The organism is Nostoc flagelliforme FACHB-838 (assembly GCF_014698065.1).
GTDB classification, from domain to species: Bacteria; Cyanobacteriota; Cyanobacteriia; order Cyanobacteriales; family Nostocaceae; genus Nostoc; species Nostoc flagelliforme_B.
This window is the reverse complement of sequence record NZ_JACJSI010000036.1, coordinates 1-13,261: the sequence shown is the minus strand read 5'-3', so window position 1 is coordinate 13,261 and position 13,261 is coordinate 1. Positions and strand designations below refer to the sequence as shown.

General features: G+C 41.1%; 16 protein-coding genes and 1 pseudogene. 12 read left to right on the top strand and 5 right to left on the bottom strand.

Annotated features, from left to right (window positions below):
• Nucleotides 1–159 precede the first annotated feature (159 nt).
• On the top strand, nucleotides 160–480 hold the full coding sequence (locus tag H6G97_RS18540) for a hypothetical protein (protein WP_190942191.1): 321 nt from the start codon (nucleotides 160–162) through the stop codon (nucleotides 478–480).
• Nucleotides 481–687: 207 nt separating this feature from the next.
• Here H6G97_RS18540 and H6G97_RS18535 read toward each other — a convergent pair whose 3' ends face one another.
• Together H6G97_RS18535 and H6G97_RS18530 are read right to left on the bottom strand one after the other, a co-directional pair.
• The gene (locus H6G97_RS18535) at nucleotides 688–885 is read right to left on the bottom strand and encodes a DUF2283 domain-containing protein (RefSeq protein ID WP_190942190.1); all 198 of its coding nucleotides are present in this window, start codon (nucleotides 883–885) and stop codon (nucleotides 688–690) included.
• Nucleotides 882–1,142, bottom strand: coding sequence for a DUF4258 domain-containing protein (locus H6G97_RS18530; RefSeq protein WP_190942189.1), 261 nt, complete (start codon nucleotides 1,140–1,142; stop codon nucleotides 882–884). The genes H6G97_RS18535 and H6G97_RS18530 overlap by 4 nt, the downstream gene beginning before the upstream one ends.
• Before the next feature lie 518 nt (nucleotides 1,143–1,660).
• Between H6G97_RS18530 and H6G97_RS18525 the strand changes: the two genes are divergently transcribed.
• A complete protein-coding gene (locus H6G97_RS18525; protein WP_190942188.1) occupies nucleotides 1,661–5,644 on the top strand; it encodes a magnesium chelatase subunit H in 3,984 nt (1,327 codons plus the stop codon).
• Nucleotides 5,645–5,895: 251 nt separating this feature from the next.
• Here the strand turns inward: H6G97_RS18525 and H6G97_RS18520 are convergent, their stop codons facing one another.
• Nucleotides 5,896–7,332, bottom strand: a complete 1,437-nt coding sequence (locus H6G97_RS18520) for a caspase family protein (protein ID WP_190942187.1) — start codon at nucleotides 7,330–7,332, stop codon at nucleotides 5,896–5,898.
• Between the two features lie 229 nt (nucleotides 7,333–7,561).
• Between H6G97_RS18520 and H6G97_RS18515 the strand changes: the two genes are divergently transcribed.
• From H6G97_RS18515 to H6G97_RS18470, 10 genes and pseudogenes are all read left to right on the top strand, one after another.
• Nucleotides 7,562–7,783 carry a hypothetical protein gene (locus tag H6G97_RS18515; protein WP_190942186.1) on the top strand — a complete coding sequence of 74 codons (222 nt, stop codon included), beginning with the start codon at nucleotides 7,562–7,564 and terminating at the stop codon, nucleotides 7,781–7,783.
• 85 nt (nucleotides 7,784–7,868) lie between these two features.
• Nucleotides 7,869–8,078 carry a hypothetical protein gene (locus H6G97_RS18510; RefSeq protein WP_190942185.1) on the top strand — a complete coding sequence of 70 codons (210 nt, stop codon included), beginning with the start codon at nucleotides 7,869–7,871 and terminating at the stop codon, nucleotides 8,076–8,078.
• Nucleotides 8,065–8,283 (top strand): hypothetical protein, encoded by a 219-nt coding sequence (locus H6G97_RS18505; protein WP_242054986.1) that lies wholly within the window; start codon nucleotides 8,065–8,067, stop codon nucleotides 8,281–8,283. The genes H6G97_RS18510 and H6G97_RS18505 overlap by 14 nt, the downstream gene beginning before the upstream one ends.
• Complete coding sequence (locus tag H6G97_RS18500; protein ID WP_190891626.1) at nucleotides 8,267–8,596, top strand: type II toxin-antitoxin system PemK/MazF family toxin; 330 nt, start codon at nucleotides 8,267–8,269, stop codon at nucleotides 8,594–8,596. Before H6G97_RS18505 ends, H6G97_RS18500 begins: the two co-directional genes overlap by 17 nt.
• Before the next feature lie 244 nt (nucleotides 8,597–8,840).
• Nucleotides 8,841–9,065, top strand: a complete 225-nt coding sequence (locus H6G97_RS18495) for an addiction module protein (protein WP_190942184.1) — start codon at nucleotides 8,841–8,843, stop codon at nucleotides 9,063–9,065.
• On the top strand, nucleotides 9,062–9,358 hold the full coding sequence (locus tag H6G97_RS18490) for a type II toxin-antitoxin system RelE/ParE family toxin (protein ID WP_190942183.1): 297 nt from the start codon (nucleotides 9,062–9,064) through the stop codon (nucleotides 9,356–9,358). The genes H6G97_RS18495 and H6G97_RS18490 overlap by 4 nt, the downstream gene beginning before the upstream one ends.
• Nucleotides 9,359–9,634: 276 nt before the next feature.
• Nucleotides 9,635–9,781: pseudogene (locus H6G97_RS18485) on the top strand (toxin-antitoxin system HicB family antitoxin); the annotation flags it as partial.
• 269 nt (nucleotides 9,782–10,050) lie between these two features.
• Nucleotides 10,051–10,626 carry a Uma2 family endonuclease gene (locus H6G97_RS18480; protein WP_190942182.1) on the top strand — a complete coding sequence of 192 codons (576 nt, stop codon included), beginning with the start codon at nucleotides 10,051–10,053 and terminating at the stop codon, nucleotides 10,624–10,626.
• A 1-nt stretch (nucleotide 10,627) separates the two neighbouring features.
• Nucleotides 10,628–10,888, top strand: a complete 261-nt coding sequence (locus H6G97_RS18475; RefSeq protein WP_190942181.1) for a hypothetical protein — start codon at nucleotides 10,628–10,630, stop codon at nucleotides 10,886–10,888.
• A gap of 117 nt (nucleotides 10,889–11,005) precedes the next feature.
• Entirely contained in the window at nucleotides 11,006–11,431 is a 426-nt protein-coding gene (locus H6G97_RS18470) for a hypothetical protein (RefSeq protein ID WP_190942180.1), read from the top strand.
• A 69-nt stretch (nucleotides 11,432–11,500) separates the two neighbouring features.
• On the opposite strand, the gene H6G97_RS18465 is transcribed toward H6G97_RS18470, so the two are convergent.
• Both H6G97_RS18465 and H6G97_RS18460 read right to left on the bottom strand, forming a co-directional pair.
• Nucleotides 11,501–12,124 (bottom strand): TenA family protein, encoded by a 624-nt coding sequence (locus tag H6G97_RS18465; protein WP_190942179.1) that lies wholly within the window; start codon nucleotides 12,122–12,124, stop codon nucleotides 11,501–11,503.
• Between the two features lie 36 nt (nucleotides 12,125–12,160).
• Nucleotides 12,161–12,931, bottom strand: a complete 771-nt coding sequence (locus tag H6G97_RS18460; RefSeq protein ID WP_190942178.1) for a pentapeptide repeat-containing protein — start codon at nucleotides 12,929–12,931, stop codon at nucleotides 12,161–12,163.
• Nucleotides 12,932–13,261: the final 330 nt, after the last annotated feature.

The following is a 13,261-nucleotide window of genomic DNA, read 5'->3' as shown; positions in this document are numbered from 1 at the left end:
TGATACTAATATTACGCGCTGTTTGTCTGCATTGGCAAAACCTGTGCTGTGGTATGGCTTCTTCCAAAAATGCCCTGTGCCTAATAGCTTTTATTATGTCGAAAACGAGGCGCGTAGGCGTAGCCCGTCGTAGACATCGCTAGCCAAATCAGTCCCCAAATGCCTGCCGCAGCCGTGAGTTTCACAACTTTTTTGGTACTTGAAGCGATCGCACAGCAGCCATTACTAGAACTGCACCTGTTTCGCAATCTTCAGTTGAGTATGGGGTTGCTAAGTGGCTGGCTAGCGTTCATTGTTATTGGCGGTTCGCTACTCATCGTCCGTTTCTTTTTAGAGGGAGTCAAGCAATATCCGACGGTAAAAGTAGGGCTGCTACTAGCCGTGTCGCCTGTACTTAGTGGGTTAATTGCCCCACTAGCTGGAACACTGTCAGATTGCTTTGGTGCTGCGATCGCATCCCATCCCATAAAGTTTAATTAACAATGTCTTATAGTGACTTCTCGCTGTCAAAAGTAAAACGCGATTTTAACTTAAATACAGTTGAAAATGGACGGTTTTTACCCGAAACGCAATCCTTAGACATAATTAATTACACAATATCATTGCGAATGTAGCGTCTCGTAGAGAAGCGAAATGAAGCAATCCCAACCGCAAGCGAATTGCTTCTCTTCGAGATTCCAAGCTTTATTATGTAGAAATCGAATACTCTAGGGAACGTGGATTATCGATTCTTCTGGAAGCTTCTAATATTTCTAGCCCGATAATATTTCCATCTTCGTCGTAATCTAAGATTATACCCGGCTTTTCTTCGTCACTATCTTCTATCGATACATCACTAAATATAATTCTTAATATATCTACTTCTGGGTCATAGTTAATTTTCATATTTCTCTCCAGTATTTTTCAATCTTACTAGTTTTATATACGGTTATTACAACTGCCGGGTTAATATCATTTACTACGGTAACGCGCAGTAAGAATGTTTTTCCACTACCAAAGTCAATTTTTGACTGGTAGACTTTTTTGCCTTCCTCTTCTAAGATTACTTGCCCAGGAGCATTAAGAACAGATTCAACTAAAAATTGAGATATATTTCTTCTCTTCATTTCTGTCTGTGCATGACGAGAAATTTTGTACTTCATTTTTATCCTATTTGCTTATCAAGTATGGTGTGATTTACGCAAAAGATAAATACTAATTGCTTTTATAATTATCTAAATTATTTAATTCATCTTCTAAAGAATCTAAATCTTGAGAACTTGGAATCTTACCCGAAAGAAACCTTACCTACTTAATAAATGGTATAAATGGCAACGACATACATAATTGGAGCCTGTCTATGCTGACTAAATATTTTTTAGTCAGCATAGGCAAGTTTCGTTAAATGGAGTTAAATCTCTAAATAGCTATTTAACTATTAAAAATAAGTATTACAAAAAATTTACAAATAAGTGAGCGAATACTTCTATGTAAAGTCAACAATTACAAAGAAATATTTCGTTTTTTATATCGATTTGTGTCAGATACACGATAAAATGCCCACTGGGCAAGCGTTTTCTGATAAAAAACACATATTGCCTAAAGATCACAAAGTTACCTGTGGCTGATGATGCCGCTAGGAACTTACAGAGAGAACACGCATCAAAGGAGCCGAAGAAGCATGTTCACACACGTCAAGTCCACCATTAGACACATTGCGCCTGATAATTTACGCGGACGTAATTTAATCAAGGTGGTCTATGTCGTGCTTGAGTCCCAGTACCAGAGTGCTTTGTCGCAAGCGGTTCGCACGATTAACGCGAACAATCCCAACTTGGCGATTGAAATCAGTGGGTACTTGATTGAGGAACTCCGCGACCCAGAGAACTATGAGGAGTTCAAACGAGAAATTGAGAGTGCGAATATCTTCATCGCTTCCCTCATTTTCATCGAAGACTTAGCACAGAAAGTAGTAGCAGCAGTAGAACCACACCGCGATCATCTAGACGTTTCCGTTGTCTTTCCCTCGATGCCAGAAGTAATGCGCCTGAGTAAAATGGGCAGCTTTTCTCTAGCACAGTTGGGTCAGTCAAAAAGTGCGATCGCGCAATTCATGCGGAAACGCAAAGAAAAATCAGGTGCAGGATTCCAAGATGGAATGCTGAAGCTTTTGCGAACGCTGCCGCAAGTGCTGAAGTTTTTACCGATGGATAAGGCACAGGATGCCCGAAATTTCATGCTCAGTTTTCAGTATTGGCTAGGTGGTTCTCCAGAAAACCTGGAAAACTTCTTGTTGATGCTAGCTGATAAATATGTATTTAAAGGTTTAGAAAAACAAATTGCACCTTCTACATATCAACAGCCAGTTGTTTATCCCGATTTAGGGATTTGGCATCCTTTGGCTCCGAGTATGTTTGAAGATGTCAGAGAGTACCTTAATTGGTATACAGCTCGTAAGGATATTTCTAGTGATCTAAAAGATCCCCTAGCTCCTTGTGTCGGGTTAGTATTGCAACGCACTCACCTAGTTACAGGGGATGATGCCCATTATGTAGCAATGGTGCAGGAGTTGGAAGCACTAGGCGCACGGGTATTACCTGTTTTTGCTGGTGGTTTGGATTTCTCCAAGCCTGTTGAGGCTTACTTCTATGAACCAAATACCAACACACAGTTGGTAGATGCAGTGATATCGCTGACTGGTTTTGCTTTAGTAGGTGGCCCAGCCAGACAAGATCATCCCAAGGCAATTGAGGCACTCAAACGCTTAAACCGTCCTTACATGGTGGCGTTACCCTTAGTATTCCAAACCACAGAAGAGTGGATGGATAGCGATTTAGGGTTACATCCTATTCAAGTAGCTTTGCAAATTGCGATTCCTGAATTGGATGGCGCAATTGAGCCAATAATTTTATCAGGTAGAGATGGGACTACAGGCAAAGCGATCGCACTGCGCGATCGGGTTGAAGCTGTAGCCGAACGCGCCTTAAAATGGGCTAACCTCCGCCGCAAGCCGAAGCTAGATAAAAAAGTCGCCATCACCGTTTTCAGCTTCCCGCCAGATAAAGGCAACGTGGGAACCGCCGCTTACTTGGATGTTTTCGGCTCCATTTACGAGGTGATGAAAGCTCTCAAAAATAACGGCTACGACTTACCAGAATTGCCAGAATCAGCCGAAGCGTTGATGCAAGAAGTCATCCATGACGCCCAAGCGCAGTACAACAGCCCAGAACTGAACGTTGCTTACAAAATGTCGGTTCCTGAGTATGAGGCACTTACCCCTTACTCTCAACGCCTAGAGGAAAACTGGGGGCCACCTCCGGGACATCTCAACAGCGATGGGCAAAACCTGCTGATTTATGGTAAACAATTCGGTAACGTCTTCATCGGTGTACAACCTACATTTGGTTACGAAGGCGACCCGATGCGGCTGTTGTTCTCCCGTTCAGCTAGTCCTCACCACGGTTTTGCTGCTTACTACACTTACCTAGAGCAAGTTTGGAAAGCTGATGCTGTACTGCACTTTGGTACACACGGTTCCTTGGAATTCATGCCAGGTAAACAAATGGGGATGTCTGGTGATTGTTATCCAGATAACTTGATTGGCTCAATTCCCAACTTGTACTACTACGCAGCGAATAATCCGAGTGAAGCGACAATTGCCAAACGTCGGAGTTATGCCGAAACAATTTCTTACTTGACACCGCCGGCAGAAAATGCTGGTTTGTATAAAGGTTTGAAGGAACTCAGCGAGTTAATTGCTTCCTACCAAACCTTAAAAGATAGTGGACGCGGTGTTTCCATTGTTAACAGCATCATGGATAAATGCCGGATCGTGAATCTGGATAAGGATATTAACCTGCCAGAAACCGATGCCAGAGACATGAGTACCGATGAGCGGGATAATATTGTTGGCAACGTCTACCGCAGGTTGATGGAAATCGAGTCTCGGTTGTTGCCTTGTGGGTTGCACGTTATTGGTAAACCCCCAAGTGCAGAAGAAGCGATCGCAACTCTCGTCAACATTGCTAGTCTAGATCGTCAAGAAGAAGGACTTCAAGGCTTACCGGGAATTATCGCTAACAGCATTGGGCGTAACATTGACGATATCTACCAAAATAACGATCGAGGCATTTTAGAAGATGTCCAGTTATTGCAAGATATCACTTTGGCAACCCGTGCAGCAGTTACTGCCCTTGTCCAAGAGCAAATCGACGCGGAAGGACGAGTTTCTCTGGTTTCCCGGTTGAATTTCTTCAACATGGGTAAAAAGGAACCTTGGGTAGAAGCATTGCATAAACTCGGCTATCCCAAAGTCGATGGCGCAGCCCTAAAACCCCTATTTGAGTATTTGGAATTCTGCCTGCAACAAGTTTGTGCCGACAACGAACTCGGAGCATTACTCAGAGGCTTGGAAGGTGAGTACATCTTACCCGGCCCAGGTGGCGATCCCATCCGCAACCCGGATGTATTGCCCACAGGTAAGAATATCCATGCACTCGATCCGCAATCCATCCCCACAACAGCAGCAGTCCAATCAGCTAAAATCGTTGTAGATCGGCTTTTGGTACGTAACAAGGCAGAAAACGAAGGAAAATGGCCAGAAACCATCGCCTGCGTCCTTTGGGGAACCGATAACATCAAGACTTACGGTGAATCCCTAGCGCAAATTATGTGGATGGTGGGTGTGCGTCCAGTTCCCGATGCCTTGGGACGGGTGAACAAGTTGGAATTGATATCTCTAGAAGAGTTGGGACGACCCAGAATTGATGTAGTAATCAACTGTTCTGGTGTATTCCGCGACTTGTTCATCAACCAAATGAACCTGCTAGACCAAGGGGTGAAGATGGCGGCTGAGGCAGATGAACCCTTAGAAATGAACTTTGTTCGCAAACACGCTTTGCAACAAGCCCAAGATATGGGGATTAATCTGCGTCAAGCAGCGACGCGCGTTTTCTCCAACGCTTCTGGTTCCTACTCGTCAAATATCAACTTGGCGGTAGAAAACAGCACTTGGGATAGCGAAGCCGAGTTGCAAGAAATGTATCTCAACCGGAAATCCTTCTCCTTCAATTCCGATAACCCCGGAATCATGGATGAATCCCGGCAGATTTTTGAAAGTACATTGAAAACTGCTGATGCAACTTTCCAAAATTTGGATTCTTCCGAGATTAGCTTAACGGACGTTTCCCACTACTTTGATTCAGATCCCACTAAGCTGGTGGCAAGTCTGCGGGGTGATGGTAAAAAACCAGCATCTTATATTGCAGATACAACCACAGCTAACGCCCAAGTGCGAACATTATCAGAAACCGTGCGTTTGGATGCGCGTACCAAATTATTAAATCCCAAATGGTACGAGGGGATGCTGTCTCACGGTTACGAAGGTGTGCGCGAACTCTCCAAGCGGTTGGTGAATACAACAGGTTGGAGTGCGACAGCCGGCGCTGTAGATAACTGGATTTATGAGGATACTAACGAAACCTTCATCAAAGATGAAGAAATGCAGAAACGTTTGTTGAACCTTAATCCCCATTCTTTCCGCAAGATTGTATCAACTTTGTTGGAAGTGAATGGACGCGGTTATTGGGAGACTAGCGAGGATAATTTAGATCGTCTGCGCGAGTTGTACCAAGAGGTTGAAGACCGAATTGAAGGGATAGACTAGGTTTAGATATTAAGCAATGAGCTAGAAGGCACGGTATTACCGTGCCTTCTGCATTTATCTAAGTTTTCACGGGATGTAGAAAAAAGATGTTGTGCGGAAAATTCTGGATAACACTAACAAGAATAAAGCTCATGTGTTGGTGTTAAAGGCTAAGTTAGAGTAAGGTTGTCGGTAAGTCAATGTTTTGGGATTGATAATCGGGTATTCGTTGAAGTTTAACCATTCAACTGTTTTAAGTTGTTCTCCTATCTTTAATCAAAATCATATTTAGCTCTCAACGGATCTAGTACAAAGGAATCAAATTTATTTAAAATATTAGATAAAGTTTCTTTTAGTTGATCAAAGTTTTTTATTTCAACTTCAATTGTTTGACGCTTGGAACTAGAATCATCAGAATACTTTTTCCAGTTCTCTAACTTGAAGGTGGAGTAAAAATAGAAAAATCTAATACTGGCTTGAGAAAAAACAAAAGCAATTTTACAATCACAACAATTTAGATTTGGGTATTTTGGATAAGCATAAATATGAATCACTTTAAATGGAACATCTACAGTTAATTCAAATCCAGATATTACAGTTTTATAGTTTTCATCATCTCCATCATCTCCATAAAAGACAGAAATATCAGCTATAGTTTGAGCAAGAGTTCTTATCCCACTTTTTTTAATTAATTCACGTCGATAAGTGACTTTTGAAAAATAGTTATTATTGTTGTCTTTAAGCCATTTTCCAATAGAGTCACTGTATTCCGAAATAGAGTTATAGTCACTCTCAAACTTATAATTTATGCTATACAAGTCAACCATATCAGATGAATATTGACAGTTTTCAACAAAGTTCTTCACTTTGTTTATAACTTCTAATGCTTCCTCCTCTGAACAGTATCTTTCAGCATCATTTTTAACCATGTTTACTAAAGATAAAACTTTCAAATCATCAGTTTCAGATTTGCTTTCTAATAAGTTATCCATCTGTATTGATAGCATGGTTCTTATTTTATGATTAACAGAACAAAAAATCTCTGTAAAGCTTGCTTGAGTCACAAAGAATGGATTTTGTAAAGAATTTTTTTCAAAATCATCAGAGATATAATCAACGATATGCTTGTATCTTATATCTGTAGACTCATATTTCAATACTGAATCAATGAAACTTTTTGTAAAATGACTAATTATATTATTTTGATATGATACCTGATCGCTCATTGAAGAGAACATAAAATAACAATTATTAAAACGCCGTTTTGAGTCATCTAAATGTTTAGAAAAAACATCATTATCTTTTATATAAGTAACTCCTGAATGGCAAGCATCTATAATTTTTATAGTCAAATTTGGATTTAGCTGTCTGAGAAGATTATCTAACTCAGAATTTGCTAGAGACGTTTGTCTGTAGGAATTTCTATTAAAATCTGACAAGATATAGTAAAACTCATTATTGTAAAAATCGCCATGCCCCGTGTAGTAAAAGAAGACTTCATCAAATGGTTTGCCCTGGTTATTTGTAATAAATTCAGATAGTTTTTCCTTAACTTTAATGCTATCCGTCCCCTGGTCAATAAAAAGAAGTTCGTCATATTTACCTGTTTCGTCCAACAAGCTCTTTATAAGCTGACCATCCAAAATACAACCTGGCAATGAGTTGGTATTTTGATACTCGCTAACTGCCAAAATGATTGCAATATTCATTGTTATTCATCTCATGATGTGTGCGATTATACAATAAGTATAACTAGGATATGCTAAATTTTTAGTATATTACTTCTGATTTAATTAAATTCTTATGTATGAGGGTTTTTGAAGTTTTCTGTAAGGCGTAGGCGTAGCCCGTCGTAGACGTTGCTCACTCCTTCACAACAGCGATGTCTAACGACAAGCCGCTACGCGTCTACGCTTTGTTTTTGAAGTTTTCTACACGGTGATCGCACTTACGCTTCCACAACAAGCGATCGCTTACTCTTGCGTACAGGCGATCGCATTATTTTTGAGGGTTTCTGCAAGGCGACCGCCTACAATGCCATCATCAAATCAGCGATCGCAACATACAAAAAAGACTCAAACTATGAGTGTATCCAACACTAACACGTTTATCAAAATAACTATTGCGATCGCTCACCCTTCCACAACAGGCGATGTCTAGCGACAAGCTGCTACGTGTCTACGCATAGTTTTTGAGGTTTTCTGTCAGGCGATACCTACGGTGAGCTTCGCTAACGCACTCACTCTTGCCCAACAGCGATCGGTATGTTTTTGAAGTTTTCTATAAGGCGATCGCTCACTCTTCCACAACAGCGATCGCTTTATTTTTGAAGTTTTCTACAAGGCGATCGCTCACTCTTGGACAACAGGCGATCGCTTTGTTTTTAAGGTTTTCTGTAAGGCGATCGCACCTCATAAACTATCAAAGCATAAAATTAAAGCATGACTATTCATAAAACAGATATGCTAAAAACGCTTTGGGCTACTGTTCGGGAAGGAAAAATCGAATTGCTGGAGTCAGAGGAATTACCGGAAGGGACAAGAGTGTTAGTGACGCTGCTTCCTGATGATGAAACTGAATTTTGGCTTCAAACCAGTCAAACATCACTCTCATCAGTTTGGGATAACGCTGAGGATGATGTCTATGCCGAACTACTCTAAAAATGACATCATTTTGGTTCAGTATCCCTTTTCAGATTTGTCCAGTTCAAAAGTTAGACCTGCTGTTGTTGTAAGTGCGCCACACGTTTCTCAAGATATCCTAATTACACCCTTGACGAGCAAAACTGGAGCATTGCTAGAAGGTGAGTTTGTCTTGTCTGAATGGGCAGCAGCAGGGCTAAACGTGGCTACAGCAGTCAAGAGAGGTTTATACACAGTGCATAAAAGCTTAGTTGTCAAAGTGATTGGCAAGTTAGCTGATGCTGATGCTGAACTTTTAGAGCAATCTTTGCGGTATTGGTTGGGGTTGTGATAGGAGCCTATGGCAGCCTCGCAAGATTGAGAATTGAATATTTATAAATAAAGCGATCGCTCACTCTTCCACAACAGGCGATCGCTTTGTTTTTGAGGTTTTCTGTAAGGCGATCGTTCACAGGCTTGTTATGAAGTTTTTAAACGGTCGGATTGTCAATTGCACCGTTCAATTTGATCGACAAAATCTTCTCCGTTATATTTGAGATATATCAGTCGCTTACTTTTCCTCCAAATTAATCAATATGGATATCACAGCTACTTTGAACGAGATTGCAACTCTGAGTGTTGAAGATAGAATCCGTATTGTGCAGGCAATTTGGGATAGCATCGCAGCAGAGCAAGTTTACCCTGATTTAACCGATGCACAAAAGCGAGAGCTTGATCGTCGAACTTCTGACTATAATTCAAATCCAGATAATGTGCTGACTTGGGAGGAAATCAAAGCATCAATTAAGGGGCAGCAATGAATTATGTCCTGGTGTTTCGCCCAGAGGTTCGAGAAGAACTTAATGAGGCGCACAGTTGGTACGAGACTCAGAAACCCGGTCTGGGTGACGAGTTTTTAGACTGTGTAGACGAAACGGTGAATCGAATTTCTCAGATGCCAGAATCCTATGTAATTGTCTACGGTGATATTCGACGAGCAGTAGTGCGACGATTTCCCTATGCTGTGTACTATCGGATTGTGTCGAGTCGAGTAATAGTGACGGCAATTTTTCATGGTCGCAGAGATCCAAAATCGTGGCAGAAGCGAACCTAACACTATAATTACGGGCGATGTCTAACGACAAGCCGCTATGCGTCTACACTTTGTTTTGAGGTTTTCTGTCAGGCGTAGGCGTAGCCCATCGTAAACATTGCTCACTCTTCTACAACAAGCGATCGCGTTATTTTTGAAGGTTTCTGCAAGGCGATCGCTACATTAGTTCCAACACAAGGAAAATCACCAGGCAAGCTATACTTTATTCAAAGTGAAACTTATATCCCTTTATGTTAACGCTTGAGCAAATTGAGTCCGCCATTCTTCAACTGTCGTAAACTTCCATTCCGCACAACACCTGAACACCACCGCAAAATATTTATTGCTGCTAAAAAGGCTGGCAAAAGCATAAATGCTTGGATGGATGAAATATTAACTGGTGCTGCGGATAAAATAATCAATACTTATACCAATTTTTTATGAAGTTGCATATAATTCGATCCCCCCTAGCCCACGCCAGTCGCTCATGGGGGAAACCCCCAAGACCGCGCTGGCTCCCCTTAACAACGGGGGAACCGGAAAAACATCTATCATAATATCAAAGTCCCCCTTTTTAAGGGGGATTTAGGGGGATCAAGATATATGTAACTTCACATTAAATTGGTATTATATTTAATCATTCTAAATATTTTTTTGCTAAAGTACATTCCCATTTGGCATTTTGATAAGAATATTCAAGTTTAAATTTTTCTATGGATGCCTTAACTATCAACTTTGCTCCTGTTCTTCAAATAACAGATGAGCAATTCTTCCAGTTATGTCAGATAAATGAATTAATCAGATTTGAGCGTAATGCTGATGGCACATTGCTACTAATGCCTCTAGTTGGAGGTTTAACCAGCAACCGCAATGCTAATTTAACTGCTCAACTTGGAGTATGGAATCGTGATGAATCACTAGGTATAGTTTTTGGTTCTTCGGTTGGGTTTATTTTACGAAATGGATCAGTGCGATCGCCTGACGCATCTTGGTTAAAACGTGACAAATGGAATTCTCTTACACAAGAGCAAAAAGAGAGGTTTCCGCCTGTATGTCCTGATTTTGTAATGGAATTGCGTTCTGATACTGATTGTTTGACAAGGCTACAAAATAAAATGCAAGAGTACCGAGACAACGGTGCTAGATTAGGTTGGTTAATTGATTTAGAAACTCGGCAAGTAGAAATTTATCGCTCTGGTAGATATATTGAAGTGCTGCAATCTCCTGCTAGTTTATCAGGAGAAGATATACTGCCTGGATTTATGCTTAATTTTGAAAATATATGGTGAATTGATTAAAAAGCAGCGATCGCATTTGCTTGTTGAGCGACAGCATTTGCTTGTTGAGCGACAGCATTTGCTTGTTGAGCGACAGCATTTGCTTGTTGAGCGACAGCATTTGCTTGTTGAGCGACAGCATTTGCTTGTTAAGCGATCACATTTGCTTGTTCGGCGACAGCATTTTCTTGTTTGGCGATCGCATTTGCTTGTTCGGCGACAGCATTTGCTAATTGCGTTCATCCCCAAACAAGAGACAGATACAACTCAATAAGTACAAACACAGGGCAAATCTTATATATTGCGTTTAAATTAAATACATAAAAATACTCTTATCACGCAGAAGCACACGCCATTATGTTGAAATAGAAGTATTCCAGGAATATCTCCCATGTCTTTAAAAACTCGCGGTTCTGCTGCTGTAGACAAAGCTCAACGCCGTCTCGCCCTGCTTAAATCCATCAATGGGAATCTAGATTTAGGGCATGGACTAAGCATTGAGGCTTACACCCGCCTTATCGATAACACCCGTGCCACACTAGAAGCTCATAACACGCTTTTGTCTAATCTTGAGGAATCTCGTAAGACGATGACTCAGATGGAGCAAACACTCTCGGAACTCTCTGAAAGGATGCTTACTGGAGTTGCGACTGTCTACGGCAGAAGCAGCATGGAGTATTCAAAGGCAGGCGGCTCTACCCGAAAGCGGAGTACTAGTCAAAAATCTATTTCACAAGTTCCTTCAGTTGTTGCAGTTCCCACAACTCAACCCACCCAAACTGCAACTAACGGCAAAGGCAGCTTGAGCAATGTCTAAGTTTATTTTACCTAATGGGGCAGGTATTATTCGTTAAGTTCATAAGGTAGCACAGCTAGTTGTGCTACCTTACTCCAAAATCCACGCAGCCTGAAAAAAGTCGCGTTCACAAAACATCGCATAACGATAGGTTGAATGCACAACAGAATTAGTAGTGGCATNATTGTCAACCAAATTTTCTAATTGTTGCGTTAGCGGTTGAAAATCTGCGCTGCTGTAAGTACGAATCCAGTCTGCATATTGATGATTAGGAATGCCGTTAGCAGCTAACTTTTCTCCCAAAAAGGCATACAAACGCATACAGGGAGACATTGCCGCAGCAGTTAAACCCACATCTCCACCCCAAGCAGTTGCTAACAGAAAGTCAGTATAGCGACGGGTAGCGGATGCAGGTTCCACAGAATGCAAATTTACTCCCCACTGGGAAGCATAGCCACTATGCAGCCGCAGTTCTTCTAAAACTCCACTAGCTAGGTTATGAAATGTAGTGAAACCTAACCAGTCTGGTGCTTTAGCTGCGGCAATACTGTACGCACGGGCAAAAGCTTCTAAAAAAAAAGCATCTTGCCCTACGTAGTAAGCAAATTTAGCTTGCTCAAGAGTACCATCGCCAATGCCTTGAACGAAAGGATGCTCTAGGCAAGCTTGGGCTAAGTCTTGATTTGCTGCCCATAATTCCTGAGATAAAGTCATTTGTTATTTGTCATTTGTCATTTGTTATTATCCCCTTTAAAAAGGAAAGAACTGGAGTAAAACTGAGCCTAGACTTCCTAAAAAGTCAACGAAACTGGGGCTACCAGCACTTACCTTCTCATTTACGGGTGTTTGCAGTTCTTTAATAAAAGCTTGGGCTGTTTGGGTTCCAGGGGTATTGCTTTGGGATGTAAACAACTTTTCAGCAATTTGGGCATCTTGAAATGCACCTTGTCTATCTAGTATTTGGTAACGGGCGACACCGCGAGCTAAATAAGCACCCGCAAATTCTGGTTTAATAGCGATCGCTTGATTAAAATAACTGATTGCTTGCTGTTGGTTGCCTTTTTGCCCTTCTGCTACACCCAAAGCATAAAATTCTTCTGGTGAAGCAATTTGTGATGGTATCCCAACTGCACCCTGAAAGTTAGCACCATTCAGGTAAGCACCAGTCAGTTCTGCATTTGCTAAATAACTATTTCTCAAATCAGCACCCGTCAAATTTGCTCCACTAAATTTAGCTTCGCTCAAGTTAACACCAAATAAACTAGCGCCACTCAAGTTTGCACCCCGCAAATCTGCGCCGCTCAAGTTTGCACGGCTGAGGTTAGCACCTGTGAGATTAGCACCGCTCAAATTCGCTCCAGATAAGTCAGCCATCACTAAACCTGCACTACTCAAATCACAGTTTTGACATTGTTTAGTTGCTAATAACTGTCTAACATGTTCAGAATTTGCTGCTTGTACGGTTGTTGTCAAACTAATCGTGGTTAAAAATGCAGCCGCACCTAGAATTTGCTTTTTCATAGTCGTGTAATATTTATTACTCAATATCAGCATTGACTGAGATGGATTTATACCTCAGCATTATGATATGAGCAATCTCAACAATTTGCCCTCTGTAATTGTCTATATTACTGATAAATTGGTGATACCTTTCCTGCAGAACGCTACGATAAAGGTTTGTAGAAAAGTAGCGAAGCTCTCAATTGAGTCAATATTAAGACTGATAACCCCAGTAATAATACCAATTTAATATGAAGCTGCATAGAATAAAGCTTCTAGAATAAAGTTGTAAGAAGAGACAGAAATTACCTGCTCAAAAGTAAGTTGGTCGAATATTTCTTGGATGCGCTC